Raw genomic sequence first — 25,553 nt, 5'->3', positions numbered from 1 at the left:
GGGATCAGGCCTGGACGACTTCCTGTTCGATCTTGCCGAAGATCGAATGGCCGGATTCGTCCTCCATCCAGATCGCCACGGTGTCGCCCGGTGCCATGAAACGCGTCTTCGCCTCGCCCTGGGCGATCGTTTCGATCATGCGGATTTCGGCGATGCACGAATAGCCGGCGCCGCCTTCGGCGACCGGCTTGCCCGGATCGCCTTCGGGCCCCTGGTTGGAAACCGTACCGGACCCGATGATCGCGCCCGCGCCCAGGTTGCGGGTCTTCGCGGCATGCGCGACCAGCTCGGCCAGGCTGAACGTTGCGTCTTTCCCCGCATTGGCCCGTCCGAACGGCTCGCCGTTGTAATCGACCATCAGCGGGCGATGGATCACATTGCCGCGCCAGGCATCGCCCAGCTCGTCGGGCGTGACCGCGACCGGGCTGAACGCGCTCGCCGGCTTGGACTGGAAGAACCCGAAGCCCTTGGCCAGCTCGCCGGGGATCAGCCCGCGCAGCGATACGTCGTTGACCAGCATCAGCAGCTTGATGTGCTCCGCCGCTTCTTCCGCCGAAACGCCCATCGGCACGTCGTCGACAATACAGGCGATCTCGCCCTCCATGTCGCAACCCCAGGCGGTATCCTTCAGCGGGATATTCGCGCGCGGAGGCAGGAAATCGTCGGACCCGCCCTGATACATCAGCGGATCGTGATAGAAGCTTTCGGGCACTTCGGCGCCGCGCGCCTTGCGCACGAGTTCGACGTGGTTGATGTAGGCCGACCCGTCGGCCCACTGATAGGCGCGCGGCAGGGGCGAATGCGCCTCGCGCTCGTGGAAGCGTTCGCAGGGCACCGCCTCGTGCTCGACATCGCGATAGAGCACTTCCAGCCTGGGCGCGACGTCGGCCCAGTTGTCGAGCGCATACTGCATTGTCGGTGCGATATTGTCGGCCGCGCAATAGCGGGTGATATCGCGCGAGACGACGACCAGCTTGCCGTCGCGGGTTCCATCGTTGAGGCTTGCGAGCTTCATGTGCCTTGTCCTTTTTCCGGGTTGTCCGGCTGATTGTCGGGGTGCGCGCGCCGGAAGGCGTCGAGCGGAAGGCAGGCCGCCTCTATGCGCTCGATATGCGGCATGGCCGACAGGTCGAGCGCGAAGCGGCGTGCGTTGTAGAGCTGCGGCAGGAGGACGACCTCGAACAGGCCGGGGCTGTCGAACAGGAAATCGCCGGTGCCGAGCTGCGCCAGCCGCGCCTCGATCGGCGTGAACGTGCGCGACAGCCAGTGCCGGTACCAGGTGTCGACCTGCTCCTGCGAGGCGCCGAAGTTGGCCTTCAGGTACTTGAGCACCTGAAGGTTGTTCGGGGCGTGCGTTTCGGTCGCGATGGCATAGGCCAGTTCGCGCGCGGTGAAGCGCTGTTCGATGTCGGCCGGCAGCAGCGGGTGTTCGGGGTAGGCTTCGTCGAGCCATTCGAGCTGCGCCATCGACTGCGCCCGGTCGCGCCCGTCCGCCTCCAGCAGCGGGACGCTCGCGAATGGATTGCGCGCGGCATACGGCCCGCCGGCCTGCTCGCCGGCGAGCAGGTTGACCGGCACGTATTCGTAATCGATGCGCTTGAGGTTGAGCGCGATCCGCAGGCGGTAGCTGGTCGAGCTGCGATAGTATCCGTGGAGCTTCATCAGAACGCCGCGATCCCGGTGATCGCCCGCCCCAGGATCAGGGCGTGGACGTCGTGCGTCCCCTCGTAGGTGTTGACCGTTTCGAGGTTCACCATGTGGCGGATCACCTGATATTCGTCGGAAATGCCGTTGCCGCCGTGCATGTCGCGCGCGGCCCGCGCGATTTCCAGCGCTTTGCCGACATTGTTGCGCTTGACGATGGAAATCATCTCGGGCGCGAACCGCCCTTCGTCCATCAGCCGCCCGACGCGCAGACTGGCCTGGAGGCCGAGCGCGATCTCGCTGGTCATGTTCGCGAGCTTGAGCTGGTAAAGCTGCTTGGAGGCGAGCGGGACGCCGAACTGGTGCCGGTCGAGGCCATACCGGCGCGCGGCCTCGAGGCAGAATTCGGCCGCGCCCATGGCGCCCCACGATATGCCGTAGCGCGCGCGGTTGAGGCAGCCGAAGGGCCCTTTGAGACCCTCCACTTCCGGGAGGAGCGCGTCGGCGCCGACCTTGACCTCGTCCATCACCACCATGCCGGTGGTCGATGCGCGCAGGCTCAGCTTGCCCTCGATCTTCGGTGCGGACAGGCCGGCCATGCCTTTTTCGAGCACGAAGCCGCGGATCGCGCCGCCGTGCGCCTCGCTCCTGGCCCAGATCACGAAGACGTCGGCGAAGGGGGCGTTCGATATCCAGGTCTTCGACCCGGACAGCGAATAGCCGTTGCCGTCCTTCTTTGCGTAAGTCTTCATCGCGCCGGGGTCGGAACCGGCGTCGGGTTCGGTCAGACCGAAACAGCCGATCAACGCACCGCTGGCCAGGCCGGGCAGGTATTTCTCGCGCTGCTCCTGCGTGCCGTAGGCATGGATGGGATACATCACGAGGCTGGACTGGACCGACGCCATCGAGCGGTAGCCCGAATCGACCCGTTCGATCTCGCGCGCGATCAGGCCGTAGGCGACATAGCCCGCGCCTGCCCCGCCGAATTCCTCCGGTATCGTCGCGCCGAGCAGCCCGGCACGGCCCATCAGGGGGAACAGCTCGGGCGCGTCGGCCTCGTCACGAAACGCCTGCTGCACCCGCGGCTGCAGCTCGCCTTGCGCAAAACCGCGCGCGGCGTCGCGGATCATGCGTTCGTCTTCGCTCAGTTGCCCGTCGAGATCGAACGGGTCCTGCCAGTTGAACGGCACCATTCCGGCCATGGTTTCTCCTGTAACTGTCGCCACCTTCCTTTGCAGGCTTGCGCGGGCACGACAAGTCCACCCGCCATGCGTTCGGGCGAAGATGCCGGTTCTGTTGCGGAGAAATCCTTGAGGCGCCGCAAGCTCCCGGCGCACGCGGCGGTCTTAGTGAGTCGTCGAAAGCGCCTGCTGGACCTTTTGCAAAATCACGTTCGGCGGGCACGGCTTGGCGCAAGCTATCGCCGCGGGATAGCGCTGGCGAACCTCGTCCGGGCTGAACTGGCCCGAATGGAAGATGACCGGCACGTCTTCGGCCATCAGGGTTTCGGCCAGGCTGAAGCTGTCGCCGTCCTCCAGACGGACATCGAGAATGGCAAGGTCCGGGCGCGCCTTCTGGACCGCGAGCATCGCGGACGAAATTGCCGAATGCGGGCCTTCGACCTCGAAGCCGGCCTCCTTGACCGTATCGCATAAATCGAATGCGACGATGAATTCGTCTTCGGCGACGAGAATACGAAAATGCTTGGACATAGGAACCTGTCGAGATTGCGATTGCGCTTGATCGACCAAATCTCAGGCAGGTAAAATGTTCCCCACTCTTGCCGGATGGCCGGTTCAGAGCTTCCCGAACTTGTCCTCGTAGCCGCGCGTGTCTCCGGCCGAAAGCAGGCGTGCCTGCTCCACCCAGTCGTCGCGCCGGATGCGGCCCTGGAACCGGCCCAGCCGGGCGTCGATCCGGTCGATATCGGCATCGCTCCACGCCGCGATCTGTTCCAGGCTGGTGACGCCGAGCGAGCGGAGAAGTTCGTCGAGCTTGCGGCCGATCCCCTTGATCCGGGTCAGATCGTCGCCCTCTCCCGCTGGCGCGGGTTCGGCGGCCGGCGCGGGCGGCGGTGCATCGTCGGCCTCCGTCCGGGCCGGCTCCGCCGCGTCCCGCTGCGCCTCGACCGCGGCAGCGACCGCCGTGCCGGTCCCGGCAATGCCGGGAGGGACCACGGGCGGCAGGGGCGATGCCGCCGGCGGCGCGTCGATCAGCGCCTGGTTGCGCGATGCAGGGGCCGCGCCTTCGTCGAGCACGTCCGACCCGTCGCGATCGATCACCCGTGCGCTGCGCGAGGGTCTGAACACCCACCATGCCACGGCGATGCCCAGCAGGAGGGCAACGATGAAAAGCGGCCACCACGTCTGCACCATCTGCATCATGCGATCATTCTCCCATATCCCGCGACACCCGGCCCCAGACCAGCCAGCCTGCGCCGAGGCCGATCGCGTAGGTGACCAGCAACATTACCATCAATTCGAACCAGATTGCCATTCAGCGTGCTCCCGGAACGTCGACCGGTGCGATTTCCAGCGGCTCGGTCGCGATCACCGAGAATTCGATCCGGCGGTTGGCCGGGTCGGTCGGGGCCAACCCTTCGACCGGCTCGGCGGAGCCGACGCCGCGCGCGCGCAGCCCGTCGCCCGGAATGCCCCGCTGAATCAGTGCCTGGCGCACGGCATGCGCGCGTTCGCGCGATAAGGCGAGGTTGCCCGATTCCGTGCCCGAGCTGTCGGTATGGCCGGTGATCGCGATAATGCTGCCGAGGCAGGGGCGCAGCGCGGCCGCGACTTCGTCCAGCAGTTGCTGGCTCGACCGGTCGATCGTGCTGCGCGACTGTTCGAATCGCACCGTCCGGGCGCGGAGCAGGGCGTCCACGTCCTCCTGGCAATGCATCGGCGTATATTCGATGCCCGCGACTTGCGCGCGCGCTTCGCCGTCCGCCCAGCGCACGCCCCCGATCCCGGGAATCGCGGCGACTGCGCGTGCGACTTCGGCGCGCGTTCCCTCGTCGAGATTGCCGTCGCTTTCGAGAACCGGATGGCGCGAAGGCCAGCCCGAAGGCGAAGTGAAATGCGCCCGCACGCCTTTTCCGCCGACGCGGTCGATAGCTTCGGCGGCGCGGCGTTCCAGATCGGCCTGGATGTCGTGCGCCGACATCGTGGCGCCGGCGAGCGCCAGCGCAGCTGTGACGAGCGCTCCGGCGACGATGGCTATGGTCGGGCGCAGGGGCATTGCCCGCGCCTTAATGCCTGCCCGCGCCCGGCGCAATCGCGAGAGCGCCCGGGCCGGGGAGAGGGGGCGCGGGGCTCGCCATGCGCCTATTCCGCGGGCGCTTCCCCGTCGTTTCCGATCTCGCGGCGAAACAGCACGCGGTCTTCGGGGCCGAACCCCTTGCGCCATATGATCCAGCCGTACATCAGCAGAATCAACGGGACGCCGAAGATCAGCTCGGCCCATTCGGGCATCCGTGTCGCCAGATAACCGACCGCGATCGCCGGCACCGCCGCCCAGACCAGCGCCCAGCGCCAGTTGTTGACCCGCTCGCCCAGAATGCGCGACAGCAGCCATGCCTTGGCGAGCGAGGCGACGCCCAGCGCAACCATCAGCGAAATCGCCGCGGCAGCCGCCTTGTAGGGCTCGCCCAGATCCATGCGCTCGACCAGCATGATGGCGCCCACGGTCAATATGCCCTGGAGCGCAATGGTCGCCAGCGAAATGGCAAGGTTGCGCTTGCGCGCGACGTAGACCAGCGCCGCTTCGGAAACGACGGCGGTGGCGGCGACGACTTCGGCGGCGAGCAGAAACGAAAGCGCGCCCGTGCCGCCCACGAAATTGGGACCGACCAGCCCCATGACCGCCTCGCCCGGAACGCCCAGCGCCAGGGCGATTCCGGCCTGCGCGGCGACGATCCAGAAGCCGACCTGGCAGACCTGCTTCGCGATCGCCGGGAAGTTGTTTTCCTTCAGATTGCGTGTGATCACCGGGCCCAAAATTGGCTCGAAGCTGGTTTTCAGCTTTTGCGGCAGGCTCGCCACCTGTTGCGCGACGTAATAGATGCCGACCGCGGCGGGCGCGGCGAACAGGCCCAGGATGAAGATATCGAGCCGGCGGGTTCCCCATTCCACCGCATCGGCGGTTGCGAGCGGGAAGGCCCGGGCCGACATGCCCCACATGTCGCCGAGGTTGGGGCGCCAGTTGTGCGGCAGGCCGTATGTCCGCAGGAACGGCCAGGCCGCTGCCGCCAGGCCGGCATAGATCGAGGCGATATAGGCGAGCGACAGGCCCGAACGCGGAATCACGTAGAAGAAGACGCCCGCCATGATCGAGATCGTCCAGGGTTCGACGATCGCGCGCGCGCGCACGGTGGTCGCTATGTCGTAGCGATAGGCCTGGGCCGCGAGCAGGATCTCGGTCAGCGCATAGGCGGGGATCGCGGTCACCAGAAGCTTGTCGAGCACGCCGTATTCGCCTGCGGGGAACATCGGGGCGGGCACGAACCACAGGAATGCCGCCGCCGCGCAGGAGAGCAGCAGCGCGAGCAGCAGGCCGTCGAACACCAGATTGGCGGGCCGGATGCCTTCGCCTTCGGAAAGGCGCTGGGCCAGCCCGCGCTTCTCGCCCATCGAGCAGACGAGCGCGGTCAGTTCCACCACCACCAGGGCGGAGGCGAAGCGGCCAAGCTCTTCCGCGCCGTAAAGGCGGCCGGCGATGAACAGGAACGGCAGCCTCGCGGCCAGCCGCAGCAGGAAGCCGAAGAAGTTCGTCCGCCCCCCTTTCGCCAGTGCGGCGATATCGCCCTGCTGCGCGGTTTCGCTCACGCAGGGGAACCCTGGGCGCCGGGACCGTCCTGTTCGGACCGGAGCGGGCGAGCGAGCAGTTCGCTGACGATATCGCGCGCGGGGGCTCCGCCCAGCAAGTGGTGGACGGCGGTGACGATCGGCATGGCGATCCCGTGGCGCGCGGCCAGTTCGGCAAGCACGGGCGCGGTATGCGCGCCCTCGGCAACCGTGCGCCTGTCGGCCATCAGGCTGTCGGCGGACTGCCCTTCGCCCAGCGCCTTGCCGAGCGAGAAATTGCGGCTGGAGGTCGAAGAGCAGGTGAGCACCAGATCGCCCAGCCCGCACAGCCCGGCGAGCGTTTCCGGCCGCGCGCCCAGCGTCTCGCCGAAACGCAGCATCTCGGCATAGCCGCGCGCAATCAGCGCGGCGCGCGCGTTCTGGCCGAGGCCGAGGCCGTCGACCACGCCGCAGGCGATGGCGAGAACGTTCTTGACCGATCCCCCGATTTCCGCGCCCACGATATCATCCGAATAATAGGGCCGGAACCGCGGCCGCGCGATCGTGGGGGCGAGCCGGTCCCACTGGCTCTCTCCGCCGCTGCAGGCGAGCGTCACGGCGGTCGGCAGTCCGGTGGCGACTTCGTGCGCGAAAGTCGGGCCGGACAGCACGGCAATCTCGCTGCCCGGCGCGGCTTGCGACGCGACCGCGTTCATCAGCCGTCCGCTCCCCGCCTCGATCCCCTTGCTGCACAGCACCAGGTCACGCGGCGCGGCGCGCAGGCCGCTCAGCACTTTGCCGAGATGCTGCGCCGGCGTGACCGCAAGGACGGTCGCGCAATCGCCAAGGTCCTCCAGCGCTCCGGTGGCGCGGATCGTGGCGGCCAGTTCGGCCGAAGGCAGGTAGATCGGATTGCGGTGATCGGTATTGATCCGCTCCACCAGCTCCGGTTCGAACGCCCATAGCAGGACCTCGCGCCCGTCCGACGCGAGCATCTGCGCCAGCGCCGTGCCCCAGGCCCCGGCGCCGATCACGCCGACCGGGGCGTGCCGCGTTCCGCTCATGCCTTGTACCCCGCGCCGCGCACCGGCTCCGCCTCGGGATCGAGCGGCCAGCGCGGTCGCGCCGCGATGTCGAGCGGGTCGGACTGGCCCAGCCGCTCGCAGCCCGCCCAGGCGATCATCGCCGCGTTGTCGGTGCACAGCGCGAGCGGCGGCGCCACGAACCGCAGCTCGCGCTTGCCCGCGAAATCTTCCAGCGCGCCGCGTATCGCCTGATTCGCGGCCACTCCGCCCGCCACGACCAGCGCCGGCACCGGCTCGATCGCTTCCAGCGCGACCGTCAGCCGGTCGATCACGCAATCGAGCGCGGCCTGCTGGAAGCTGGCGGCGATGTCCGCGTCCCGATAGCGGCCGCTTTCCCTCGCGCGCAGGACCGCGCTCTTGAGCCCGGCGAAGCTGAAATGCGGCTCCCCGCTGCCGACCAGCGGCCGGGGCAGGGGCACGGCACGGGGGTCGCCTTCGCGCGCCAGCCGCTCGACCGCAGGGCCGCCGGGAAAGCCGAGGCCGAGAATCTTGGCCGTCTTGTCGAACGCTTCGCCCAGCGCGTCGTCGATCGTGGTCGCCAGGCGCCGATACCGGCCGACACCCTCGACCCGCAGGATCTGGCAATGGCCGCCGGAAACCAGCAGGAGCGCGTAAGGGAAGGCAAGGCCCGGGTCGGCGAGGCGCGGAGAAAGGGCATGGCCTTCGAGGTGATTGATCGCGATCAGCGGCACCTCGCCCGCCATCGCCAGTGCCTTGGCGCTGACCAGCCCGACCATGACCCCGCCGATCAGCCCCGGCCCGGCGGTCGCCGCGATCGCGTCGAGATCGGCGAGTTCGAGGCCCGCCTCCGCCATCACTGCTTCGATCATCGGGGTCAGCCGTTCCGCATGGGCGCGCGCCGCGATTTCGGGCACCACGCCGCCATAGGGTGCGTGCTCCGCGTCCTGCGACGCAATGCGCTGCGCCACGATCCGCCTGTCGGTGGTGACGAGGGCGGCCGCAGTCTCGTCGCAGCTCGATTCGATGCCAAGCACGATCCCCATGCCGCTTTCCCTGAACAAATTGGCTCGCTAGGGCAAGCATCGCTCATGATCGATCCGCCAAAGCTTCGCCTCGGAACCCGTCAGTCGCCGCTCGCCATGGCCCAGGCGCGCGAGGCGCGGGCGCGGCTGTGCGCCGCCCACGGATGGCCTGAAAGCGCGATCGAGCTGGTGCCCGTGCGTGCCAGCGGCGACAAGGTCCAGGATCGCCCCCTGGCCGAGATCGGGGGCAAGGCGCTGTGGACGAAAGAACTCGACCAGTGGCTTGCAGAAGGGCGCATCGACGGCGCAGTCCATTCGATGAAGGATGTGGAGACGCTGCGGCCGGAAATACTCGCCATCGCGGCGATCCTGCCGCGCGCCGATGTGCGCGACGTGCTGATCGGGGCGGCCAGCCTGGCGGAAATTCCCCGCGGAGCAAGAGTGGGGACCAGCGCCCCGCGACGCGCGGCGCAGATGCTCCATCGCCGGCCCGATTGCGAGATCGTCACGTTTCGCGGCAACGTCGCGACGCGGCTGGCGAAGCTTGCCGCGGGCGAGGCCGACGTGACCCTGCTCGCAGCAGCGGGGCTGGCGCGGCTGGGCGAGAACGGGGTCGGCACCCCGCTCGACCCCGGCGATTGGCTGCCGGCGCCGGCTCAGGGGGCGATCGGCATCGAATGCCTGGCAGGCGACACGCAGACGCGCGCACTGATCGCGGCCATCGACGACGGATTCTCGCGCGCGAGCGTCATGGCGGAGCGCGCGCTGCTGGCCGCTCTCGGCGCGACCTGTCACAGCCCGGTGGCGGCGCTGTCGACCCGCGAAGGCGATGCCCTTCGCTTGCGCGCTGCGCTGTTCAGCCCCGACGGCAACGAACGGGTGGAGGGTGAATGCCGTGCCGCCCCCGGCGATGCCGGCCCGCCTGCCGCGCTCGCGGCCGATCTGCTTGCCCGGGCGAGCGCGGGGATAGCGGTCCATTTCACCGGGTCGGCATGACTCGGCCGATTGTCGTCATTCGGCCGGAACCCGGCCTTTCGGCGACGCTGGATGCGGCCCGTGCGGCCGGACTGCCCGCCGAAGGGCATCCGCTGGCCAGCGTCGCCCCGGTCGCCTGGGAGGCGCCGTCCGCAGCCGCCTTCGACGCCTTGCTGCTGGGCAGCGCCAATGCCGTGCGCCACGCCGGCCCGGCACTGGCGCGCTGGCAGGGCGGCACGGCGCATGTCGTGGGCGAGGCAACGGCCGATGCGGCGCGCGATGCCGGGTTGCGGGTGGGGATAGCGGGCGAAGGCGGCTTGCAGCGCGTGGTGGACGCGCTGCGGCCGCAGGCGCCGCTGCGGTTGCTGCGCCTGGCCGGAGAACGGCATCGACCGCTGTCGCCGCCGCCGGGCGTGTCGATCGAAACGCGCATCGTCTATCGCGTCGACTACGGCCGGTTCCCGCCCGGCCTGGCCGAGCGCCTCTGCGACGGAGCGCTGGTGCTCCTCCATTCGGGCGAGGCTGCATGCCATTTCGCGCAAGAGTGCGACCGTTGCGGGGTGAGCCGCGCGGCCGTGGCGATCGCCGCGCTCGCGCCGCGGATTGCGCAGCTCGCCGGCGAGGGCTGGCGAGACGTGGGCGCCGCTTCGCATCCGTCGGATAGCGCCCTGCTGGCATTGGCGCGCGACATGTGCCATTGACCGGTGGGGGTCGGCACCTGCAAGGGCATGCGGGTAGCAGAACGGATTTCGATGGACAGATACGCAAATCAAACCCCTTCCGGCGGCTCTCTCAAGCCCATTCTGGCGGTTGCGGTGGCCGCTTTCCTGCTGGGCGCGCTGCTGGTCGGCTATTTCGCGTGGCGTTCCGGCGTCGATTTCGGCATGGCCGGCGACGAGGCGCCGGCGCAGCCGGTGGCCGAACCGGTTGCGGGCGACGGTTCTGCCTCCCCCGCGCCGCTGCCTTCTCCTTCCGCTACACCGCCCACGGTCGCGGAAGAACGGGCCGAGCAGGCGGCGGAGCAGCAGGGCGGGTTCGATCAGCGGCTGGCCGCGGCCGAGCAGCGGCTCGCGCGGCTGGACCTGCAGGCGCAGGCCGCCGCCGGCAATGCGGCGCGGGCCGAAGGGCTCCTGATCGCCTTCGCCACCCGGCGCGCGCTCGATCGGGGGGCCGAACTGGGCTATCTCGCCGACCAGTTGCGCTTGCGGTTCGGCGACGCCAAGCCCAATGCGGTCAACACCATCATCGAATTTTCGCGCAATCCGGTAACGCTGGATGTTCTCGTCGCCCGGCTCGAAGGGCTCGCCCCGCAATTGACCGAAGCGAAGGATGCCCCGCTTCTGGAACGGATCGGCCACGAACTCGGCCAATTGTTCGTGATACGCCGCGAAACGACCCCCTCGCCCCAGCCGCAGCGGCGAATAGAGCGGGCGCGGTTCTTCCTCGAAAGCGGCCGGGTGAACAAGGCGATTGAGGAAGTGGGCAAGATGCCCGGCGCGGCCCAGGCGGAGCGATGGATTGCCGATGCCGAGCGCTATGTCGCGGCCCGGCAGGCGCTCGACCTGATCGAAACCTCGGCCGTGCTCGAACCCCGCCGCCTGCGCGACGGGCTGGGCAATCAGATCGAACAGCCCAGCCCGGCGGAGAATCCGGCGGAGGACGAATAGCGCCGTTTTCGTCGCGGCGGGCGGGCGCCGTTTCGGCCTCGCCGGGAACGACGCCGGGTCATCCGCGCATGAGTTCGGGCACGTCGCCCGACACGCCGCGCGCCTCGTCCATGAACCAGTGTTTGAGCGCGGGAATCCGCTGGACGCCCGCCATGCCGGTGCGCCGGATGACCGAGGCCGTTCGGCCGGGAATGCCGAACAGCCGTGTGAGGCCGTCGGTCGCGAGCGCGACCATGAACGAATCGAGCCCGCGCCAGCGTTCGTACCGCGCGAGCATTTGCGCATCGCCCGGATCGAGGCCCAGCCGGGCCCCTTCCGCCAGCACTTCCACCAGCGCGCCGACGTCGCGCAGGCCGAGGTTGAGCCCCTGGCCCGCGATGGGATGGATGCCGTGGGCCGCATCGCCCACGAGCGCCAGGCGCTGCCCGGTGATCCGCGCCGTGTGATGGAACCCCAGCGGGAACGACGAGCGCGGCCCGACCGCGACGACACCGCCGAAAATGTCGCCCATTCTCTTTTCCGCTTCGGCCCGGAAGGCGCGATCGGACAGCTTGAGCGTCCCGGCCGCGTCCTTTTCGTCCACCGTCCAGACCAGCGCGCTCCGGTGCGAGCCGTCGGTGCTGCGCATCGGAAGCAGCGCGAACGGACCGGTGGGATAGAAAATCTCCCACGCAACCCCTTCGTGCGGCAGGGCATGTTCGAGCCCGGCGACGATCGCGCGATGGCCATATTGCCACTTCGCGACCTTGAGCGCGGCCTCTTCGCGCGTGGGCGACATCCGGCCTTCCGCCCCGACCATCAGGCCGGCGTGCAGCGTGCGGCCGTCCGCCAGCCGGGCGGAAACCGCGTGCTCTCCCCTGTCGCGTCCGATTATTTCGGCTTTCGCATGCCAGGCGATCAGCGGTTCCTGCGCGGCCGCTTCGAACAGGGCGAGGCGCAGGGTGCGGTTGGCGAACATGCGCCCCAGCGATCCCTCGTGCGGTTCGGGGCGGAAATCGATCCTGCCCGGGCGCAGCTGGTCGGTCACCGCGATCGATTCGATCGGGCATCCATGCGGCTCCAGCGTGGCGGCCAGGCCGATATTCGCGAACAGGTTCCAGCTCGCGGTCGAGATCGCGCTTGCGCGGCCGTCGAAACCGTCGGCGGTCAGTTCGGCGGAGTCCGCCCGGTCGACCACGTGGCTCGACAATCCCTGCCGCGCTGCGGTCAGGGCCAGGGTCATGCCCACCAGGCCACCGCCCAGGATCAGCAGGTCGCGCGTGTCGTTCATCGCCTTCTCGTTGCGGTAATCCTTTCGCCGTCCTAGGGCCATGGCTGTGATCGAAGCAAGGACAATGGACGGGGGCGCGCGCCGGTTCGCGTGGGCCGTGCTGGCACTGCTTGCCGCGCTGGCCCTGCTGATTCCCGCCGGCGCGGCGGCGCAGCCCGAGATCGCGGACGACAATATCCGCGCCGAACTGGCCGCCGACGGTCCGCCGACGGCGGGCGACGAATGGATGCTGGCGCTCCATTTCGTGCCCCGGACGGACGAATGGCACGGATACTGGTCGAACCCGGGCGATGCCGGGCTGGGCATGGAGCTGGCCTGGGACCTGCCGCGGGGCTGGTCGGCAGGCGAGCCGCTCTATCCGGTGCCGCGCCGGCTGGTGATCGGCGGGTTGATGAATCACGTCTACGAAGGGCCTTATACGGTCCTCGTGCCGATTCGCGTGCCACGCGGGGCGAATATCGAAGAGATCGAACCGATCGGCGTCGTGGCGGACTATCTGGCCTGTACCGACAAGCTGTGCGTTCCCCAGCGGGCCGAACTCGAACTCGATCCGGCCGCAGCCGACGACGATCCGCGTTTCGTGCGCTGGCGTGCGTCGATCGCACCGATGCTCGACAGCCGGGCGAACTTCGCGATCGAGGACCGGCGCCTGCGCGTCGGCATTCCTCTCCCGGCCGACATGGCCCTTTCCGCACCGCATCTGTTCGTCGAGGAGCGCGAGTTGGGCAGGGGTCTGCGCCCGCGCTATGCGGGCGAACAGACATTCTTTCGCGATGGCGACCTGCTTGTTGCCGAGGTTCCCCTCGACCAGTTGAACCTTCCGGCGGAGATCGTGCGTGAGCCCGAGCCGACCAGGCTCGAAGGGATTCTGGCATTTTCGCATGATGTCGGGGTTCGCTTCACCGCGGTGCCGGGGGCCGTGCCGAGCGCCGGCAAGCCGGTGCCGGTGCGCGAGATGCCACCGTTCTGGATTCTCGTTTTCGGAGCGCTCGCCGGCGGCCTGCTGCTCAATGTCATGCCTTGCGTCTTCCCGATCCTGAGCCTCAAGGCGCTCAGCCTCGCCAGAGCGGGCGAAAGCCAGGCCGAGGCGCGGCGCGAGGGGTTCGCGTACACTGCCGGCGTGCTGACCGCCTGCATCGGGCTGGGCGCGCTGCTGCTTGCGCTGCGCTCGGCCGGCGAAGCGGTCGGCTGGGCTTTCCAGCTTCAGGAACCGGGTGTGGTGATCGGGCTTCTGGCGCTGGCGACCGCGATCGCCGCCAACCTTGCCGGGGTGTTCGAATTGCCTTCGATCTCGCTGACGCGCCGGGGCGAGCCGGCAGGGGCCTTCGCCACCGGCGTGCTGGCGGCCTTCGTCGCCACGCCCTGCACCGGCCCGTTCATGGCGGCGGCGCTGGGCGCGGCGCTGGTCCTGCCGCCGTTTGAAGCTCTGGTGCTGTTCGCTTCGCTGGGGCTTGGCCTTGCCTTGCCTTTCCTGGCGATCGGCTTGATTCCGGCCTTGCGGCGGCTGCTCCCGCGGCCGGGGCCGTGGATGGAAACGTTCCGCAGGATCATGGCCGTTCCTATGGCGCTGACCGCTCTTGCGCTGTTGTGGCTGTGTTTCCGGCTCGGCGGCGCGGCTTTCGGGTGGGGCGCGGCTGGCCTGACTGTCGCTACCGTCGCCATTCTGGCGATTGTCGGCCGCCGTGCCGCCGCGCGATCCGGGGCCGGGCTGCTCGCGGTTCTGCTGGTCGCCGGGGCGGCGATCGCCTTTCTCCCGCGGTTGGTGAGCGAAGAGGTCGAAGCGGCCGAAAGCCTGCTCGATCCTCTACCCTTCAGCGAAGCGGCGCTGGCGGATGCGCGGGCCACCGGCCGGCCGGTCTTCGTCTGGTTTACCGCCGACTGGTGCGTGAGCTGCAAGGTCAACGAAAGCGTCGCGATCGAGCGCGAGGCGACGCGCGAGGCTTTCCTGAACGCGGGCGTGGTGACGCTGCGCGGGGACTGGACGCGCCGCGATCCGGCGATCACCGAGTTTCTTTCCGATCACGGCGCGGCCGGCGTTCCGCTCTATCTCTGGTACGAACCGGGCAAGGAAGGGCGGCAACTGCCACAGGTCCTGGGCCCGGATGCGCTGGTCACCCTTGCTCGGGCGGCACCGGATCGCCCGGCGGACGTTGCCCAAGGCAAACCTCGACCAGATGCTGCGGGCGCGCGCTAGGGTGGATGTCGACCGTTCCTCCGCCCGGCACGGTCGCCTCGATGCGGCGCGGGCCGGTCAGCACGTCCAGCCCGGGGTCGTCGGCGTCGATATAGCCTTCCCATAACCAGGCCCGCCCGTTCCACGTCGCGTCGACGGGGACGCGGGCGACATGCCCGTTGCCGATCAGCGCCAGTATGGCTTTCGCCTCGGGATCGGCGGCGACATAGCGGGTGATGTGGATCCGCGGCGCGCCCGCGCCCGCTTCGCACGCGAGCGCGAGCAACGGCGCCTCGCCCGGCTTGCCATAGAGAATGCGCCCGGGCCGGTCGCTTTCCGCCCACAGCGCACCCGTCGTGTCGGGCGAGGGGAGCGGATCGCTTGCGCGCGACTGTGCAGCGTCCAGAGCCACGCGCTCGACATAGTCGTCGACCGCCGGCGGCTTGCAGGCGGCCAGCGCGAACACGACGGCGCAGAGCGCCAGTCGACCGCTGCCGCCCGGTTCAGCGCGCGCGGATGAAGGCGCGGACATCGTCTGACAACTTCCGGCGATCCTCGTCGCGGACGTACATCATGTGGCCCGAATCGTAATACCGCCATTCGATCCGATCCTGCGGAAAGCCGGTGCGGGTCAGGGCATATTCGGCAGCGAAGAACGGCGTGGCGAAATCGTACCAGCCCTGGGCGACGAGGATCCGCATATCGGCGTTTTCGCGCATGGCCTTGCCGAGGTAGGGGGCGACGTTGAGGTAGGCATTGGTGTCGCGTCCGCCGGGGAGCCGCCAATCCCACGGTCCGACATTGCCGATGGTGACGTACTCGCGCTCGGTGCGATAACCGATCGTATCGCGCATGAAGTGGTTGATGGCAGCGGCGTAACCGCCGTCGATCCCGTAGAAGCTGGGATCGTTGTCGGGCGTTTCGCCGGCATTGTCGTAATCGATGCCGGTATAACGGCTGTCGAGCCGGCCCACGGTCAGCCCGCGGTCGCGCAGCAGCTCCTTGTAGAATCGCCCCGAGGTCACCCGAAGATCGGCTTGCTCGAGATACTGTTCCGACAAGCCGGTAAAGCGAGCCAGTTCGGCCCGCACCGCGGCGCGCTCGCTGGCGCTCGCATTCTGCCCTTTCAGCAGGAAAGCGGCGTAGGGGCCGATCGCGAACCGACGCGCTTCCTCCACGAATTGTTCGACCGAAGGCGCCGTAGCCTTGCCGTGATAGAGCGCGGTGGCCGCCATAGTCGGCAGGGTGGTGATATAGCCCAGCTCCGCCCCTTCGGTTTCTGCTCCGGCACCGAAATCGAGCACGGTCGAAATCAGGATCACGCCGTTCAGCGACACGTCGTTGTATCCGCCTTCCAGCTCGTGCACGACAGCGGCGGAGCGGGTCGTGCCATAGCTTTCGCCGCCGAGGAACTTGGGGCTGTTCCAGCGGCCGTTCTCGCTGATCCACTTGCGGATGACCGCCGCGACCGATTTGGCGTCCTTGGTGACGCCCCAGTATTCCTCGCCCTTGGTGTCGCCGATCGTATGACTGAACCCGGTGCCGACCGGGTCGATGAAGACGAGGTCGGTGACGTCGAGGATCGAGTCCGGGTTGGGAACGATGGGAAAAGGCGGCGCACCGTCGTCGCGCGCGTCGGACGGAATGGCGACCCGTTGCGGGCCGAAAGCGCCCATCTGCAGCCAGACCGAACCGGAACCCGGCCCGCCGTTGAACAGGAACGTCACCGGGCGCGAGGGGTCGCGCGGTTCGGCGACATAGGCGGTTGTCACGATCGCCGCCTTGGGCGTGCCGTCGTCGCCTTTCAGCACCTGTTCCTCCACCGTTGCGGTATAACGCAGACTGCGCCCGCCGAACGTGCCGGTGAAGGTCCTGGAAGCGGAATTGGGTTCGTAGGAAGCAGCCGGAGCTGTTGGCTTGGGCTCGTCCTCGGCGATCGCGGAAACGGGAAGTGCGACGGCGGCGAGCGCCATAACTATACGGGGAATCATGCGCTCGCTATGGCAAAAGCGACGCAGCGCGTAAATCGTTACGCGGCTCGCCTGTGAACCGATAGCTGCAAACCAAGTGCCGACAACACCGACGTGAGAGTCTCCAGAGTCGGATTGCCGTTTTCCGATAAGGCGTTGTAGAGGGCTTGCCGGCCCACCCCGGCCTTTGCGGCGATTTCGCTCATCCCCTTCGAGCGTGCAACATCGCCCAAGGCACTGGCTATGTGCTTCGGATCGTTTCCTTCCATCGCCGCCTCGAGGTAATAGAGGATATCTTCCTCCGTCTCGAGATAGTTGGCGGGATCAAACGGCGTTACCTTCATCGAAGCTTTCTATCTCGGCCTTGAGCCGCTTCGCTTCCGCGACATCGGCTCTCTGGGTGCCCTTGTCACCCCCGCAAAGCAGGATGACAAGCCGCCTTCCGCGCTGGAAATAGTACACCCGATAGCCCGGTCCGACATCGACCCGCATTTCGAAGACTCCGCCCTTGACGGATTTGTGATCCCCGAAATTGCCGTTCGACGCGCGCTTCAGCCGGTCGACGATCCGTGCCTTCGCCCGGCGGTCCCGCAACGAACCAAGCCAGTCGGAGAAGACTTGTGTTTCCTCCAGCTGGAAAGCTTGTCCTTTATAAGAGACAGATTGCGGATCGTCAACGATTTGCTCAGGCCCCACCATTGTGAACCTGCCGATTTCTGATGAATTCCAGCCTTCGCCATCCACTATCGCTCGGACGGCACGCCTCCCAGAATCGAAGGCCGTTCACGTTGTTGCCAGTGATTGCTGATGCCGCTGCAGAGGGACTGCCATGCTCGTCGCCATTCTTGTCGAGCCAATGCCCGTCCACAATCTTAGCCTCGAAAAGCTCGCCCTTGTATCGAGCGCGCAGTTTCGTTCCGTCCGGAAGAAACAGTCCTCTCGAGTAAAATCCGCTTTCGGCAGGCTTTGACCAGGTATCGGTTACCCCGGCCAGCCGTTCGAGGGGCGCTGCCATTGCTGACTCAGGCGGGGACTCTTCGGTTATGAAGTCCAAACCGAGAAGTTCACGGATTACATCGCTATAAGTTTGTCCTTCATGCTCCAGGCGTGCGGTAAGAGCCTTGTAGACATCGAGATCAACAGAAATTTCCATTCCTTGCCTCCACTGAATCGCTAATAGCACTATTTAGCGCTATGTCAATCAGTGGAATAGGCGCTACCGCCCCCACTTCCGCTGCGTCTTGCCATATCGCAGCTTGCGCGTTCCGGGCTTGCCCTCGTTGCTGCGGCCGACGAGCGGTGCCTTCTTCTCGTCGTCGGGCAGGCCGAGTTCGTCCTTTTCGAGGCGGCGGATTTCGTCGCGCAGGCGGCCGGCTTCCTCGAACTCGAGATTGGCGGCGGCCTCGCGCATGCGTTTCTCGAGGTCTTCGATATAGGCGCGCAGATTGTGGCCGACGAGGTTGTTGCGCCCGTCCTCGGCCTCCAGATCCACCGTTACGCCGTCCCGAGCAGCCGTATGCGCGACGATGTCGGCGATCTCGCGCCGGATGGTCTGCGGGGTGATGCCGTGCTCCGCGTTGTAGGCGCGCTGCTTTTCGCGCCGGCGCTCGGTTTCCGCCATCGCGCGCTCCATCGAACCGGTCACGCGATCGGCATAGAGGATCACGCGCCCGTCGACGTTGCGCGCGGCGCGGCCGATGGTCTGGATCAGCGAGGTTTCCGAGCGCAGGAAGCCTTCCTTGTCGGCATCGAGAATCGCCACCAGCCCGCATTCGGGAATGTCGAGCCCTTCGCGCAGCAGGTTGATCCCGACCAGCACGTCGTAGACGCCAAGGCGCAAGTCGCGGATCAGCTCGATCCGCTCGAGGGTTTCGACGTCCGAATGCATGTAGCGGACCTTGACGCCCTGTTCGTGCATGAATTCGGTCAGGTCCTCGGCCATGCGCTTGGTCAGCGTGGTCACCAGCGTGCGATAGCCTTTTTCCGCGGTCGCCTTGGCCTCCGCGATGCAATCCTGCACCTGGTCCTCGACCGGGCGGATTTCCACCGGCGGGTCGATCAGGCCGGTCGGGCGAATGACCTGTTCGGCGAAGACGCCGCCGGTCTGCTCCATCTCCCATCCGCCGGGGGTCGCCGAAACGGCGATCGTCTGCGGCCGCATCGCGTCCCATTCGTTGAAGCGCAAGGGGCGGTTGTCGATGCAACTCGGCAGGCGGAAACCGTATTCGGCCAGCGTCAGCTTGCGCCGATGGTCGCCCCGCGCCATCGCGCCGATCTGCGGAATCGTCTGGTGGCTCTCGTCGACGAAGAGCAGCGCGTTGTCGGGCAGGTATTCGAACAGCGTTGGCGGCGGCTCGCCCGGCAGGCGGCCGGTGAGGAAGCGGCTGTAGTTCTCGATCCCCGCGCAGCTGCCGGTGGCGGCGATCATCTCCAGGTCGAAGTTGGTCCGCTGCTCCAGCCGCTGCGCTTCGAGCAGGCGGCCTTCGGCATGAAGCTCCTTGAGCCTTTCCTGCAGTTCGAACCGGATCGCCTCGCTCGCCTGCTTCATCGTCGGGCCGGGCGTGACGTAGTGCGAATTGGCGTAGACCCGCACCTTGTCGAGCCGGGTGCCCCTGCTGCCGGTCAGCGGATCGAACTCGCTGATCTCCTCGATCTCGTCGTCGAAGAAGCTCACCCGCCAGGCCATGTCTTCGTAGTGGCTGGGGAAAATCTCCAGGCTGTCCCCCCGAACGCGGAAATTGCCGCGCGCGAAGGCGGCATCGTTGCGCTTGTACTGCAGCGCCACGAGCTTGCGGATGATCTCGCGCTGGTCGACCGTCTCGCCCTTCTTGATGTCGAAGATCATCGCCGAATAAGTCTCGACCGAGCCGATGCCGTAGAGGCAGGATACCGATGCGACGATCACCACGTCGTCGCGTTCGAGCAGGGCGCGCGTGGCGCTGTGGCGCATCCGGTCGATCGCTTCGTTTACCGAGCTTTCCTTCTCGATATAGGTGTCGGACCGGGGGACATAGGCCTCGGGCTGGTAATAGTCGTAGTAGCTGACGAAATACTCGACCGCGTTGTTCGGGAAGAAGCTCTTGAATTCGCCGTAGAGCTGCGCGGCGAGGATCTTGTTCGGGGCCAGCACCAGCGCGGGGCGCTGAAGCTCCTCGATCACTTTGGCCATCGTGAAGGTCTTGCCCGAACCGGTCACGCCCAGCAGGACCTGGGTTCGCTCGCCTTCGTTGGCGGCGGCCGTCAGTTCGCGGATGGCGCTCGGCTGGTCGCCCGCGGGCCGATAGTCCGAAACGAGTTCGAACTTGCGCCCGCCCATGCTTTTTTCGGGCCGCTGCGGCTTGTGCGGGGTGAAGCTATCGGACGTGTCGGGTTCTTCGAGACCCCGGCGGATGACGAGTTCGGCCATCCGGGAGATATGGACCCGCCCACCGTCTGCGGCAAGCGCTTGGCAGCGCGCGGTGCGATTGGTAGCTAGCGTGCTGGGGCAATCCGGCAAGGAGCGGTGGCTATGCGCGCAGTGATCATGGTTGTGGGAAGCGCGCTGGCGCTGGCGGCTTGCGGGAGCGAGCCCGACGAGCCGAAGACGGCGGACGAAGTCGTCGCGGCGGCAGACAAGCTGGTGAAACCGCGACCGGGCCTCTATCGCAGCAGTGCGGAGATCGTCGATTTCGATATCCCCGGGGTCGCCCCCGATCAGGCGGCGCGGATGCGCGAAATGGCCGCCGGGCTGCAGGGGCAGGAAAGGACCCAGTGCCTCACCCAGGACCAGGCCGACGAAGGCTTCCGCCGTATCGTGCGGGGGCTGGGCGAAGGCGACGACGGCGTTTCGTGCGAATTTTCGCAGTTCGATGCGCAGGGGAGCGATCTGGATGCGAAATTGACCTGCTCCGGCCCCGGCGATGCAAGCTCCGACATGACCATCGACGGCACGGTGGAAGCCGAATCGAGCCGTATGCGCATGGAAATGCGCCAGAAGTCGGCCGCCATACCGGGAGGCGAAATGCGGATGACGATGCAGGTCGTGTCCGAGCGCGTCGGCGAGTGTCCCTGAACCGGCAGCCGGACCCCGCGCGCGGGCTCAGAGCGCCAGAAACGGCCGACGAGGGAACCGAGGAGGAAAACGGGGGGAACGCAGCCGTTCAGCAGCGGTTAGACGAACAAGGGCATAACGATCCCATGACCGCTTCGCCCGTCCCTTCCTCGTTCGCGCAACTGCCCAGCTCCCGCGAAGAGCTGGTGCAGCGGTGGGAACTGGCCAGCGAGCCGGTGCCCGATGCCGGCGGCAGGCCGAAGCTGCGCTATCTGATCGGCGAGCTTTCGCACCTCGCCGAACCGTTTCGCCGGCCGTTTCGCCGGATCGACATTCCCCGGGCGGAACACCCCCGCACGGTGATGCTGCTGCCCGGGTTCGCGACCCATCCGATACGCATGCGCTATATGGCGAGCCTGATCGAGCGGGCCGGGCACAAGGCCAAGCGCTGGGGGCTGGGCGTCAATTTCGGGCCGACCGAAGATAATGTCTGCTATCTGGAACGCCGCCTTGTCGAAGTCCACGAACGTTACGACCGCGATGTCTATCTCGTCGGCTGGAGCCTGGGCGGCCTGTTCGCGCGTGAGATCGCCAAGCGTCATCCCGACCGCGTGGCCAAGGTGATCACCATGGGTTCGCCGTTCTCGGGCGATCCGCGCGCGAACCATGCCTGGCGGGTGTACCAGTTCGTGACCGGCCACCGGGTCGACCAGCCTCCCATCGAAACCGACATCTGCGAAAAACCGCCGGTCACCACGGTTGCGCTGTGGAGCCCGCGCGACGGAATCGTCAGCCCGCGCAGCGCCCGCGGGCGCAACAGCGAACGCGACCGGGCGGTCGCGCTGCGCTGCACCCACATGGGTTTCACCTATTCGCCCGAATCGATCCATGCGGTGCTGCGGGAACTCGACGCCGACTAAACCTTTTGTTTGGTACGCGGACCGGCCGGTGTAGGCTGCACTCCGTGCCCACGATCGCGGCAAGGGGGTTCATGTACGAGGCGGACGCGACATTCGACGAGATGCGGGCCGCCGACGGTTCGGTTCGTCCGGCCTACCGCGACTACCGCAACTGGTACGACGACCAGCAGTCGAATTTCCTGATGCGCAAGCATCGCGACGCCGAAACCGCCTTCCGCCGCACCGGCATCACCTTCAACGTCTACGGCGAGAACGAGGCCGAGGAACGGCTGATCCCGTTCGACATGGTCCCCAGGATCATCACCGCCAGCGAGTGGCGCCGCCTGACGCGCGGGATCGAGCAGCGGGTGAGCGCGATCAATGCCTTCATCCACGATCTCTACCACCGGCAGGAAATCGTGAGGGCCGGAAGAATTCCCGAGCGGCTGCTGCGCGACAACGCGGCCTGGTTGCCGCATATGGTCGGCTTCACTCCGCCCGGAGGCGTCTACACCCATATCGTCGGCATCGATCTGGTGCGCACCGGCCCGAACGATTTCTACGTCCTCGAAGACAATGCGCGCACGCCCTCGGGCGTCAGTTACATGCTCCAGAATCGCGAGACGATGATGGCCATGTTCCCCGAACTGTTCACGCGCATTCCGGTCAGCCAGGTGTCCGACTATCCGCGCCGGCTGGCCAAGAGCCTGGCAGCCTGCGCCCCGGCGGGGACGACGGGCAAGCCGATCGTCGCGGTGCTCACGCCCGGCATCTACAACAGCGCCTATTTCGAACACGCCTTCCTCGCCGATCAAATGGGGGCGGAACTGGTCGAGGGCAGCGATCTGCGCGTCGCCGACGGGCGGGTGGCGATGCGCACCACGCGCGGATACGAGCCGGTCGACGTGCTGTATCGGCGGGTCGACGACGATTTCCTCGATCCGCTCACCTTCAACCCCGATTCGGTGCTCGGCGTCCCCGGGATCATGGATGTCTATCGCGCAGGAGGGATAACGATCGCGAACGCCCCGGGGACGGGGGTGGCGGACGACAAGGCGATCTACAGCTTCATGCCCGAGATCGTCGAGTTCTATACCGGCGAGAAGCCGCTGCTGCCCAATGTCGAGACCTGGCGCTGCGCCGATGCCGACAGCCTGGCCTACGTTCTCGACAATCTTGCCGAACTGGTGGTGAAGGAAGTGCACGGATCGGGCGGATACGGAATGCTGATCGGCCCCGCCGCGTCGAAGCGGGAACTGGCCGCGTTTCGCCGCAAGCTCAAGGCGCGGCCCGAAAACTACATTGCCCAGCCGACGCTGTCGCTTTCGACCTGCCCGATCTTCACCCGCCGCGGGCTGGCCCCGCGCCATGTCGACTTGCGCCCGTTCGTGCTGGTGTCGCCCGAGGGGATCGAGATCGTCCCGGGCGGGCTCAGCCGGGTGGCGATGCGCAAGGGCTCGCTGGTGGTCAATTCGAGCCAGGGCGGCGGCACGAAAGATACCTGGGTGCTGAAAGACTGATGGACAGGACCAGCCCATGCTAGGCCGAACCGCCCATGGCCTGTTCTGGATGTGCCGCTATCTGGAGCGGGCGGAGAACACCGCGCGCCTGCTCGAGGCCGGCTTCCACATGGCGCTGACCCGCGACGTGGCGACGGCGGAAGAGGAATGGCGCTCGGTCGTCGAGGCGTTCGGGCAACGCGCCGGGTACGAGGCCAAGCATGGCACCTATACCGGCCACCAGGTGTGGAACTATCTGCTGCGCGATCCCGACAACGCCACCAGCGTCCTTGCCATGATCGGCGCGGTTCGCACCAATGCGCGCGCCGTCCGCAATGCGATCAGCGGGGAACTGTGGGAAGCGATCAACGAAAGCTGGATGGAGATTTCGCGCCTGCTTTCGCGGCCCGTGCCCCAGAACAGCGTGGGCGAGGCGGTCCAGATCATCCGCCGCGCGGGCACGGTCGTGCATGGGGCGATGAGCGGGTCGATGCTGCGCAACGAGGGATTTCATTTCGCCCGCGCCGGCACGTTCGTGGAACGGGCGGACAGCGTCGCGCGGATTCTCGACATGAAGTATTACCTGCTTCTGCCCTCGCTGTCCTACGTCGGGACCACGCTCGACACGGGCCAGTGGGACCAGGTCCTGCGCTCCGTTTCGGGCGACCGCGCTTTCCGCTGGCTCAATGCCGGGCGGATCGATGCCCGCGGCATTGTCGAATTCCTCGTGCTCGACGACCGTTTCCCGCGCAGCCTCGCGTTCTGCCATTCCGCGCTGCGCGAAGAGCTGGCGGCGCTGGCGCGCATGCACGGCCGCGAGGGGGTGAGCAATGCGCTGATGCGCGAGAGCGCGACGCGGCTGTCCGATCTCACGATCGACGAGATTTTCGAGCGCGGGCTGCACGATTTCCTGCGCGATTTCACGCAGGCGAACGATGCCATCGCCAAGGGCATTGCCGACGACTACAGGTTCCTGAGCTGACCCATGCGCTTGTCGATACGCCATAGAACGCGATACGCCTTTGCCGAACCGGTGGTTCACGCATTGCAGCGCCTGCGGCTGACGCCCAAGGCGACGCAGGGCCAGGACATCCTGGCCTGGGACATGACGTACGAGAATGCCATTCCCCAGCTCGAATACGACGACCAGCATTTCAACCGGGTCACGCTGATCGCTGTCGAGCAGGGCGTGCGCGAAGTCGTGGTCAGCTGCTCGGGCATCGTCGATACCGAAGACAACGCCGGCGTGATCGGCCGCCATTCGGGCCACTTGCCCCTGTGGAGCTTTCTCGCGCAGACGCCGCTCACCCGGCCGGGCGAGGCGGTGCGGCGCATGTTGCGCGACCTCGATTGCGCGCCGGATGCGAAGCTGGATTACCTGCACGCGCTGTCCCGGCGTATCCGCACCGCGGTCGAATACCGCACCGGCACCACCAAAGTCGACACGACGGCCGAGGAAGCGACCGGGGCCGGGCGGGGCGTATGCCAGGACCATGCCCATATATTCATCGGCGCCGCGCGCGCGGCGCAGATCCCCGCGCGCTATGTCAGCGGTTATCTGATGATGAACGACCGGATCGAACAGGAAGCGACCCACGCCTGGGCGGAGGCGCACGTCGAAGGGCTCGGCTGGGTCGGTTTCGACATTTCCAACGGGATCAGCCCCGATCCGCGCTATGTGCGGGTCGCGACCGGCCGCGACTATCGCGATGCCGCGCCGATCACCGGGATCAGCTTCGGTGCCGTGAGCGAGGATCTCGACGTCGACGTCGAAGTGGAACAGCAGCAGGTGGACCAGCAATGACGTATTGCGTGGGCATGGTGCTCGACAGGGGCCTGGTCCTGATGAGCGACACCCGGACCAATTCGGGCGTCGACAACATTTCCGTGTTCCGCAAGATGTTCCATTGGCGGGTGCCGGGCGAACGCATGCTGGCGGTCATGACGGCGGGCAATCTCGCCACCACGCAGGCGGTGATAAGCCAGCTCGAAGAACGGACCAAGGCGCCCGGCGAGCGGCACAATTCGCTGCTCGAAGCGCCGAGCATGTTCCAGGTCGCGACCGAGATAGGGCGCCTGCTGCGCGCGACGATCGAGGAACGCCAGCTCGCCAATGGCGAGCGCGGGCGCGGGCGCTTCACCGCCTCGATCATCCTCGCCGGGCAGATCGCGGGGATGGAGCCGCGCCTGTTCCTGATCTATCCCGAAGGCAACTTCATCGAAGCCAGTTTCGACACCCCCTTCTTCCAGATCGGCGAGACGAAATACGGCCGCCCGATCCTGATCCGCGGCTATGACCGGGCGATGAGCTTCGAGGACGCGGTCAAGCTGTTGACCGTTTCGTTCGATTCGACGCTCAAGGCCAATCTCTCGGTGGGGTTGCCGCTCGACCTCATGGTCATCGCGCGCGACGGTTTCGAACCGACGCATACGCGGCGGATCACCCACGACGATCCCTATTTCCAGGCGATTTCGTCGAGCTGGGGCGACGCGCTGCGCAGCGCATTCCACTCGCTGCCCGACTACAGCTTCTACTTCGGCGATGGCGACGGGGACTGAAGGCGTTTGCGGGCCGGT

26 protein-coding genes are annotated in these 25,553 nt (G+C 67.1%); 10 read left to right on the top strand and 16 right to left on the bottom strand.

Annotation, left to right across the window (positions count from 1 at the left end):
* Positions 1 to 4: 4 nt before the first annotated feature.
* From V5F89_RS01145 to tsaD, 9 genes are all read right to left on the bottom strand, one after another.
* On the bottom strand, positions 5 to 1,015 hold the full coding sequence (locus V5F89_RS01145) for a fumarylacetoacetate hydrolase family protein (RefSeq protein ID WP_338446432.1): 1,011 nt from the start codon (positions 1,013 to 1,015) through the stop codon (positions 5 to 7).
* Positions 1,012 to 1,662, bottom strand: coding sequence for a maleylacetoacetate isomerase (gene maiA, locus V5F89_RS01140; protein WP_338446431.1), 651 nt, complete (start codon positions 1,660 to 1,662; stop codon positions 1,012 to 1,014). The genes V5F89_RS01145 and maiA overlap by 4 nt, the downstream gene beginning before the upstream one ends.
* The gene (locus tag V5F89_RS01135; protein WP_338447480.1) at positions 1,662 to 2,837 is read right to left on the bottom strand and encodes an acyl-CoA dehydrogenase; all 1,176 of its coding nucleotides are present in this window, start codon (positions 2,835 to 2,837) and stop codon (positions 1,662 to 1,664) included. The genes maiA and V5F89_RS01135 overlap by 1 nt, the downstream gene beginning before the upstream one ends.
* A gap of 153 nt (positions 2,838 to 2,990) precedes the next feature.
* The gene (locus tag V5F89_RS01130) at positions 2,991 to 3,356 is read right to left on the bottom strand and encodes a response regulator (protein WP_338446430.1); all 366 of its coding nucleotides are present in this window, start codon (positions 3,354 to 3,356) and stop codon (positions 2,991 to 2,993) included.
* Positions 3,357 to 3,440: 84 nt separating this feature from the next.
* The gene (locus V5F89_RS01125) at positions 3,441 to 4,028 is read right to left on the bottom strand and encodes a hypothetical protein (RefSeq protein WP_338446429.1); all 588 of its coding nucleotides are present in this window, start codon (positions 4,026 to 4,028) and stop codon (positions 3,441 to 3,443) included.
* A 112-nt stretch (positions 4,029 to 4,140) separates the two neighbouring features.
* Positions 4,141 to 4,881 (bottom strand): OmpA family protein, encoded by a 741-nt coding sequence (locus V5F89_RS01120; RefSeq protein ID WP_338446428.1) that lies wholly within the window; start codon positions 4,879 to 4,881, stop codon positions 4,141 to 4,143.
* An 86-nt stretch (positions 4,882 to 4,967) separates the two neighbouring features.
* Positions 4,968 to 6,467: a lipopolysaccharide biosynthesis protein gene (locus tag V5F89_RS01115; protein WP_338446427.1), complete on the bottom strand. Its 1,500-nt coding sequence runs from the start codon at positions 6,465 to 6,467 to the stop codon at positions 4,968 to 4,970.
* A complete protein-coding gene (locus tag V5F89_RS01110) occupies positions 6,464 to 7,489 on the bottom strand; it encodes an NAD(P)H-dependent glycerol-3-phosphate dehydrogenase (protein WP_338446426.1) in 1,026 nt (341 codons plus the stop codon). The genes V5F89_RS01115 and V5F89_RS01110 overlap by 4 nt, the downstream gene beginning before the upstream one ends.
* A complete protein-coding gene (gene tsaD, locus V5F89_RS01105; protein WP_338446425.1) occupies positions 7,486 to 8,514 on the bottom strand; it encodes a tRNA (adenosine(37)-N6)-threonylcarbamoyltransferase complex transferase subunit TsaD in 1,029 nt (342 codons plus the stop codon). The genes V5F89_RS01110 and tsaD overlap by 4 nt, the downstream gene beginning before the upstream one ends.
* Positions 8,515 to 8,559: 45 nt before the next feature.
* Between tsaD and hemC the strand changes: the two genes are divergently transcribed.
* Genes hemC through V5F89_RS01090 form a run of 3 tightly spaced genes read left to right on the top strand, consistent with a single transcriptional unit; the run spans position 8,560 to position 11,135 of the window.
* Entirely contained in the window at positions 8,560 to 9,489 is a 930-nt protein-coding gene (gene hemC / locus V5F89_RS01100) for a hydroxymethylbilane synthase (RefSeq protein ID WP_338446424.1), read from the top strand.
* The gene (locus V5F89_RS01095; RefSeq protein ID WP_338446423.1) at positions 9,486 to 10,169 is read left to right on the top strand and encodes a uroporphyrinogen-III synthase; all 684 of its coding nucleotides are present in this window, start codon (positions 9,486 to 9,488) and stop codon (positions 10,167 to 10,169) included. Before hemC ends, V5F89_RS01095 begins: the two co-directional genes overlap by 4 nt.
* 51 nt (positions 10,170 to 10,220) lie before the next feature.
* Positions 10,221 to 11,135, top strand: coding sequence for a hypothetical protein (locus tag V5F89_RS01090; protein ID WP_338446422.1), 915 nt, complete (start codon positions 10,221 to 10,223; stop codon positions 11,133 to 11,135).
* 58 nt (positions 11,136 to 11,193) lie between these two features.
* Here V5F89_RS01090 and V5F89_RS01085 read toward each other — a convergent pair whose 3' ends face one another.
* Positions 11,194 to 12,405 carry an FAD-dependent monooxygenase gene (locus V5F89_RS01085; RefSeq protein ID WP_338446421.1) on the bottom strand — a complete coding sequence of 404 codons (1,212 nt, stop codon included), beginning with the start codon at positions 12,403 to 12,405 and terminating at the stop codon, positions 11,194 to 11,196.
* A 64-nt stretch (positions 12,406 to 12,469) separates the two neighbouring features.
* Here V5F89_RS01085 and V5F89_RS01080 point away from each other — a divergent pair, with 64 nt between their 5' ends.
* Positions 12,470 to 14,599: a protein-disulfide reductase DsbD family protein gene (locus V5F89_RS01080; RefSeq protein ID WP_338446420.1), complete on the top strand. Its 2,130-nt coding sequence runs from the start codon at positions 12,470 to 12,472 to the stop codon at positions 14,597 to 14,599.
* On the opposite strand, the gene V5F89_RS01075 is transcribed toward V5F89_RS01080, so the two are convergent.
* The 6 genes from V5F89_RS01075 to uvrB form a co-directional block, all read right to left on the bottom strand.
* Positions 14,517 to 15,110, bottom strand: a complete 594-nt coding sequence (locus tag V5F89_RS01075; RefSeq protein WP_338446419.1) for a hypothetical protein — start codon at positions 15,108 to 15,110, stop codon at positions 14,517 to 14,519. The two genes, V5F89_RS01080 and V5F89_RS01075, sit on opposite strands and share 83 nt — an antisense overlap.
* Positions 15,082 to 16,569 (bottom strand): S10 family peptidase, encoded by a 1,488-nt coding sequence (locus tag V5F89_RS01070; RefSeq protein WP_338446418.1) that lies wholly within the window; start codon positions 16,567 to 16,569, stop codon positions 15,082 to 15,084. The genes V5F89_RS01075 and V5F89_RS01070 overlap by 29 nt, the downstream gene beginning before the upstream one ends.
* 38 nt (positions 16,570 to 16,607) lie before the next feature.
* Positions 16,608 to 16,892, bottom strand: coding sequence for an addiction module antidote protein (locus tag V5F89_RS01065; RefSeq protein ID WP_338446417.1), 285 nt, complete (start codon positions 16,890 to 16,892; stop codon positions 16,608 to 16,610).
* Complete coding sequence (locus tag V5F89_RS01060) at positions 16,873 to 17,247, bottom strand: type II toxin-antitoxin system RelE/ParE family toxin (RefSeq protein ID WP_338446416.1); 375 nt, start codon at positions 17,245 to 17,247, stop codon at positions 16,873 to 16,875. The genes V5F89_RS01065 and V5F89_RS01060 overlap by 20 nt, the downstream gene beginning before the upstream one ends.
* Positions 17,234 to 17,701, bottom strand: a complete 468-nt coding sequence (locus V5F89_RS01055; protein WP_338446415.1) for a hypothetical protein — start codon at positions 17,699 to 17,701, stop codon at positions 17,234 to 17,236. Before V5F89_RS01055 ends, V5F89_RS01060 begins: the two co-directional genes overlap by 14 nt.
* Positions 17,702 to 17,764: 63 nt before the next feature.
* A complete protein-coding gene (gene uvrB / locus V5F89_RS01050; RefSeq protein WP_338446414.1) occupies positions 17,765 to 19,954 on the bottom strand; it encodes an excinuclease ABC subunit UvrB in 2,190 nt (729 codons plus the stop codon).
* Between the two features lie 102 nt (positions 19,955 to 20,056).
* Here uvrB and V5F89_RS01045 point away from each other — a divergent pair, with 102 nt between their 5' ends.
* The 6 genes from V5F89_RS01045 to V5F89_RS01020 all read left to right on the top strand — a co-directional run bounded on the left by V5F89_RS01045 (position 20,057) and on the right by V5F89_RS01020 (position 25,535).
* A complete protein-coding gene (locus tag V5F89_RS01045; protein ID WP_338446413.1) occupies positions 20,057 to 20,599 on the top strand; it encodes a DUF3617 domain-containing protein in 543 nt (180 codons plus the stop codon).
* A gap of 125 nt (positions 20,600 to 20,724) precedes the next feature.
* Positions 20,725 to 21,498, top strand: coding sequence for an alpha/beta hydrolase (locus V5F89_RS01040; RefSeq protein WP_338446412.1), 774 nt, complete (start codon positions 20,725 to 20,727; stop codon positions 21,496 to 21,498).
* Between the two features lie 71 nt (positions 21,499 to 21,569).
* Complete coding sequence (locus V5F89_RS01035; RefSeq protein WP_338447479.1) at positions 21,570 to 22,997, top strand: circularly permuted type 2 ATP-grasp protein; 1,428 nt, start codon at positions 21,570 to 21,572, stop codon at positions 22,995 to 22,997.
* A gap of 16 nt (positions 22,998 to 23,013) precedes the next feature.
* Positions 23,014 to 23,958, top strand: a complete 945-nt coding sequence (locus V5F89_RS01030; RefSeq protein WP_338446411.1) for an alpha-E domain-containing protein — start codon at positions 23,014 to 23,016, stop codon at positions 23,956 to 23,958.
* Positions 23,959 to 23,961: 3 nt separating this feature from the next.
* Complete coding sequence (locus V5F89_RS01025; RefSeq protein WP_338446410.1) at positions 23,962 to 24,780, top strand: transglutaminase family protein; 819 nt, start codon at positions 23,962 to 23,964, stop codon at positions 24,778 to 24,780.
* Complete coding sequence (locus V5F89_RS01020) at positions 24,777 to 25,535, top strand: proteasome-type protease (protein ID WP_338446409.1); 759 nt, start codon at positions 24,777 to 24,779, stop codon at positions 25,533 to 25,535. Before V5F89_RS01025 ends, V5F89_RS01020 begins: the two co-directional genes overlap by 4 nt.
* The last annotated feature ends 18 nt before the right edge of the window (positions 25,536 to 25,553 follow it).

This window comes from Pelagerythrobacter marensis (genome assembly GCF_036700095.1).
GTDB lineage: Bacteria > Pseudomonadota > Alphaproteobacteria > Sphingomonadales > Sphingomonadaceae > Pelagerythrobacter > Pelagerythrobacter marensis_A.
This window is presented reverse-complemented; position numbering and strand designations above follow the sequence as displayed.

Bases quoted from the DNA above. Each gene is read 5' to 3' on its own strand.
- V5F89_RS01085 (WP_338446421.1), bottom strand. From the start codon at position 12,405: ATGAACGACACGCGCGACCTGCTGATCCTGGGCGGTGGCCTGGTGGGC.
- V5F89_RS01055 (WP_338446415.1), bottom strand. From the start codon at position 17,701: ATGGAAATTTCTGTTGATCTCGATGTCTACAAGGCTCTTACCGCACGC.
- hemC (WP_338446424.1), top strand. From the start codon at position 8,560: ATGATCGATCCGCCAAAGCTTCGCCTCGGAACCCGTCAGTCGCCGCTC.
- V5F89_RS01125 (WP_338446429.1), bottom strand. From the start codon at position 4,028: ATGATGCAGATGGTGCAGACGTGGTGGCCGCTTTTCATCGTTGCCCTC.
- V5F89_RS01065 (WP_338446417.1), bottom strand. From the start codon at position 16,892: ATGAAGGTAACGCCGTTTGATCCCGCCAACTATCTCGAGACGGAGGAA.
- V5F89_RS01070 (WP_338446418.1), bottom strand. From the start codon at position 16,569: ATGATTCCCCGTATAGTTATGGCGCTCGCCGCCGTCGCACTTCCCGTT.
- V5F89_RS01120 (WP_338446428.1), bottom strand. From the start codon at position 4,881: ATGCCCCTGCGCCCGACCATAGCCATCGTCGCCGGAGCGCTCGTCACA.
- V5F89_RS01090 (WP_338446422.1), top strand. From the start codon at position 10,221: ATGGACAGATACGCAAATCAAACCCCTTCCGGCGGCTCTCTCAAGCCC.
- V5F89_RS01110 (WP_338446426.1), bottom strand. From the start codon at position 7,489: ATGAGCGGAACGCGGCACGCCCCGGTCGGCGTGATCGGCGCCGGGGCC.
- V5F89_RS01045 (WP_338446413.1), top strand. From the start codon at position 20,057: ATGCGCGCAGTGATCATGGTTGTGGGAAGCGCGCTGGCGCTGGCGGCT.
- V5F89_RS01025 (WP_338446410.1), top strand. From the start codon at position 23,962: ATGCGCTTGTCGATACGCCATAGAACGCGATACGCCTTTGCCGAACCG.
- V5F89_RS01135 (WP_338447480.1), bottom strand. From the start codon at position 2,837: ATGGTGCCGTTCAACTGGCAGGACCCGTTCGATCTCGACGGGCAACTG.
- tsaD (WP_338446425.1), bottom strand. From the start codon at position 8,514: ATGGGGATCGTGCTTGGCATCGAATCGAGCTGCGACGAGACTGCGGCC.
- V5F89_RS01030 (WP_338446411.1), top strand. From the start codon at position 23,014: ATGCTAGGCCGAACCGCCCATGGCCTGTTCTGGATGTGCCGCTATCTG.
- V5F89_RS01020 (WP_338446409.1), top strand. From the start codon at position 24,777: ATGACGTATTGCGTGGGCATGGTGCTCGACAGGGGCCTGGTCCTGATG.
- V5F89_RS01080 (WP_338446420.1), top strand. From the start codon at position 12,470: ATGGACGGGGGCGCGCGCCGGTTCGCGTGGGCCGTGCTGGCACTGCTT.
- V5F89_RS01095 (WP_338446423.1), top strand. From the start codon at position 9,486: ATGACTCGGCCGATTGTCGTCATTCGGCCGGAACCCGGCCTTTCGGCG.
- maiA (WP_338446431.1), bottom strand. From the start codon at position 1,662: ATGAAGCTCCACGGATACTATCGCAGCTCGACCAGCTACCGCCTGCGG.
- V5F89_RS01035 (WP_338447479.1), top strand. From the start codon at position 21,570: ATGTACGAGGCGGACGCGACATTCGACGAGATGCGGGCCGCCGACGGT.
- V5F89_RS01130 (WP_338446430.1), bottom strand. From the start codon at position 3,356: ATGTCCAAGCATTTTCGTATTCTCGTCGCCGAAGACGAATTCATCGTC.
- V5F89_RS01075 (WP_338446419.1), bottom strand. From the start codon at position 15,110: ATGTCCGCGCCTTCATCCGCGCGCGCTGAACCGGGCGGCAGCGGTCGA.
- V5F89_RS01145 (WP_338446432.1), bottom strand. From the start codon at position 1,015: ATGAAGCTCGCAAGCCTCAACGATGGAACCCGCGACGGCAAGCTGGTC.
- V5F89_RS01060 (WP_338446416.1), bottom strand. From the start codon at position 17,247: ATGGTGGGGCCTGAGCAAATCGTTGACGATCCGCAATCTGTCTCTTAT.
- uvrB (WP_338446414.1), bottom strand. From the start codon at position 19,954: ATGGCCGAACTCGTCATCCGCCGGGGTCTCGAAGAACCCGACACGTCC.
- V5F89_RS01040 (WP_338446412.1), top strand. From the start codon at position 20,725: ATGACCGCTTCGCCCGTCCCTTCCTCGTTCGCGCAACTGCCCAGCTCC.